Here is a 2,855-nt window from a genome sequence, read left to right as displayed (position 1 = left end):
TTGATTCTGCAACTCGGTACTTCGCAAAATCCGTGAGATCAGGTTGTCTGAGGCTGGCGGCGCGCCAGTGCAAGACGAAACGCGGCACCGGTGGCGTAGCGTTTCGGGCGATAATGCGCGCCGTGCGCAATGGGGGATGAGCGCTGGCGGGCAGCCGTGCCGGAGGTCCCGACCGTCGATCAAGGCAACCACAACAACCAGCAGAGGCGGCTTCTTCGGATGAGAAATCCTTTTCGATCAGGTGGCGATGCGCCACAACGCGGCGAAGGGAAGATTTCGGACGTCATCCAGCGGCTCGCCGCGCATGTCTGCAAGGATGTGCGGCGCCTGTCGTCCGGCAATGCGGAAAGGGCTGCGTTGATGCTGGCCGGTGCAGCATGGAACAGCGCGATTGACGAGCCGCTGCTCTCCCAGTCGTTCCGCCGGCGCCTGGCGAAGATCGATGGGCAAGGATTGGTTCCCTGGAACGAATTGCGTTCGGATAATGCCGCCGAGCTGATCGCCGTCTTGGTCGAGTTCAAGAAAAGGAGCTTTCCCGACGACTTTCGCCGCATCGTCTCGCTCGAACTGACGGCGGATCGGGTCGTCCGCGCGAACTGGCTGGAACCCGATCGGGCGCGACTGGAGCAAGCGTCAGCCGGTCTGGCAGCACGAATGCCGCGTCCACCGGACACGGCGGCGCCAGGCAGGGCTACCGCTCCCGCCTTTGGCACGGCGGCGCCAGCGACGCGCAAGGCTACATCGGCAGCGAAGGTACTGCCTGCCGCGAAAGCACCGCCTAGTGCAGCAGGACCGGCGAGCGCCCAAGCGCCAACCGCCGCACCGACTTCGCCGCGGCTCGCCGTCGTACCGGAACACGGCCCGCCGCCGAGGGCTGCCGCAGGGAGCGTCGGCGCGGCGCGCCAGCTTCCACGGCGCCAGCCGATCGCTGACAAGCTGCTGCGGGCAATGAAGCGCTACAAGCAGGAGAAAGTCGTCGATCTTGGCGCCGTGCTTGCTGGCCGCAGGCACGCCGAAGACCTGCAGCAGACGATCGCCAGTGAGCCGAATCTGGCCAGACTGCACCCGGCTGCCGCCGCTTACGCGTACGCGCAGAACGTGCTGTCGGTGATGTCCGAACAGCTTACCGCGCTGCAGGAGATGGACAGGTTCACCCGCCTGATTTCGGCCGCCGAGGAGCAGTACATGCCTGGTGGCCCGCCGATGAGTCCGCTGACGACCTCGTATTTCACTTGCTGGGCCTTGTGCGACGTGTGCGTCGGCCTCGGCAAGGAAACGATCAGCAGCATCGCGATCGCGCTGGCTTCGGCCCACGGCATGCAGCGCGAGCTGCTACGCGTAATGGGTTTCTTGGAGCAGTCGCGCATGGGGATCTACGTGCACCAGGGGGGCGACCAGGGCAGGGTACTCTTGCGCGAGCTGGTCACCGGGCGGCTGCTGAAAACGATTTCTCCGGCGGGCTACCTCGGAAACGAAGGCGAGATCTGGTACGTGCGCGTGTTGCCGCCACCCTTGCCCGAAATTGCCGAACATCTGGCGTTCATGACACCGTACGTGCTCGTTCAGGCCAACGAATTCGACTGGCAGAGCTACTTCCGCCGCCACTTGCCGGATGCGCCGCCGAGCGCGCGCCTCGCAGCGTACGAACGGCACATGAAGTACGGACCGTCGCGCAACTACTGGCACGACTTTCTGCTCGACGCCTACGTCGATTATCGCAGCGAGGTGATCTACCTCACCGGCATACCCGACATTCCCGAGACGCTGCCGCACCACCCCTGACGACTGGCTGCGCAAACGGCTGGCCGCAACGCGACATGCGGCGTGTCCGCACGGAGACTGTCGGCAGATCAGCAATTGCTCTGCTTCGCGTGCGGTGGCAAGCGTGCATCGCGGCGTGGAGACGTCACCGATACCACCCGCGGCGGATTTTCGATCGGCGGTGCGACGATCTGGGGCGTTTTTGCCAGCGCGCGCAGCGAACTGCGAAAAGCAGCGGCAATGAGGTGCGCGCGATGCTTGCCGGCTGGGTCAGCGAACTCTGCCGCTGATCGCTGACATTCCAGGTGAGGATGTCGTGATCGCCGAAATCTCCGCCGGTGGCAACAACCAGGCCGACGATGGCGCTGCCCCTGGCGAGAATCGCCGGAATGTCGAGCGTGCGCGTCAGCACGGACAGCAGTGGACGGATGCACGTCGGATTGGTGCGCACCGCGAGTGCATTGCCGTCGAAATCCACCTGGCCATACCAAAGATTGCCGTCGTCAAACGAGGTGTCCACACGGACGGTATGCGGCGAGCCGGCACCCTGGTCGACGGGGCCGTTGGTGACGATGCCGAGATGATTCGACGAGGCATCGCGACTGACGCCGTTCAGCCAGGTGTCCCATTCCTGCGATTCCTGCGTATTCCACGGCCACGCCATGCCGGCGGATTCCAGGCCGCCCAGGCCAGCACCGGCTGAACTTGCCGGGCGAACTCGCCCTTGCGCCCCGCTGGCGTTCGTTCGCTGCTCTGGCATAATCCGCACTGGACAACCCCCGCGACCGGCAGTCCAAGCCGGCGCCGGTCGCGTCATCTGGTGGGAAACTCTGGTCGGAAACAATCGGCATGCTGCGATGAATACGGAAACCTTGAAGGAAACGATTCGGCGGGAATTGCCGGCGCTGTTACGCGCTGACCCGGATTTGCGCTCGTTCATCCTGGAACTGACCCGAGGACAATACGCCGACCGGGTCGAAACCCAGGATCGGTTTTACGAAATCCTGACCGAATTGCGGCGTGACCGCGAGGAGCAGACCCGCAAGTGGGAGGAGCAGAACCGCAAGTGGGACGAGGAGAACCGCAAGTGGGAG

The 2,855-nt window shown here is 64.4% G+C and carries 2 protein-coding genes and 1 pseudogene; 2 read left to right on the top strand and 1 reads right to left on the bottom strand.

Translation table 11 applies throughout. The annotated features are described in order from the left end of the window. Positions 1-219: 219 nt before the first annotated feature. Positions 220-1,782, top strand: coding sequence for a hypothetical protein (locus tag RKP46_RS15470; protein ID WP_311107461.1), 1,563 nt, complete (start codon positions 220-222; stop codon positions 1,780-1,782). Between the two features lie 124 nt (positions 1,783-1,906). Here the strand turns inward: RKP46_RS15470 and RKP46_RS15465 are convergent, their stop codons facing one another. Further along, positions 1,907-2,425: a hypothetical protein gene (locus tag RKP46_RS15465; protein ID WP_311107460.1), complete on the bottom strand. Its 519-nt coding sequence runs from the start codon at positions 2,423-2,425 to the stop codon at positions 1,907-1,909. A 193-nt stretch (positions 2,426-2,618) separates the two neighbouring features. On the opposite strand from RKP46_RS15465, the pseudogene RKP46_RS15460 reads away from it, so the two are divergent. After that, a pseudogene (locus RKP46_RS15460) lies at positions 2,619-2,855 on the top strand (hypothetical protein); the annotation flags it as partial.

The organism is Accumulibacter sp., from assembly GCF_031732815.1.
Taxonomy (GTDB): domain Bacteria; phylum Pseudomonadota; class Gammaproteobacteria; order Burkholderiales; family Rhodocyclaceae; genus Accumulibacter.
This window is presented reverse-complemented; position numbering and strand designations above follow the sequence as displayed.

Bases quoted from the DNA above. Each gene is read 5' to 3' on its own strand.
- RKP46_RS15470 (WP_311107461.1), top strand. From the start codon at position 220: ATGAGAAATCCTTTTCGATCAGGTGGCGATGCGCCACAACGCGGCGAA.
- RKP46_RS15465 (WP_311107460.1), bottom strand. From the start codon at position 2,425: ATGGCGTGGCCGTGGAATACGCAGGAATCGCAGGAATGGGACACCTGG.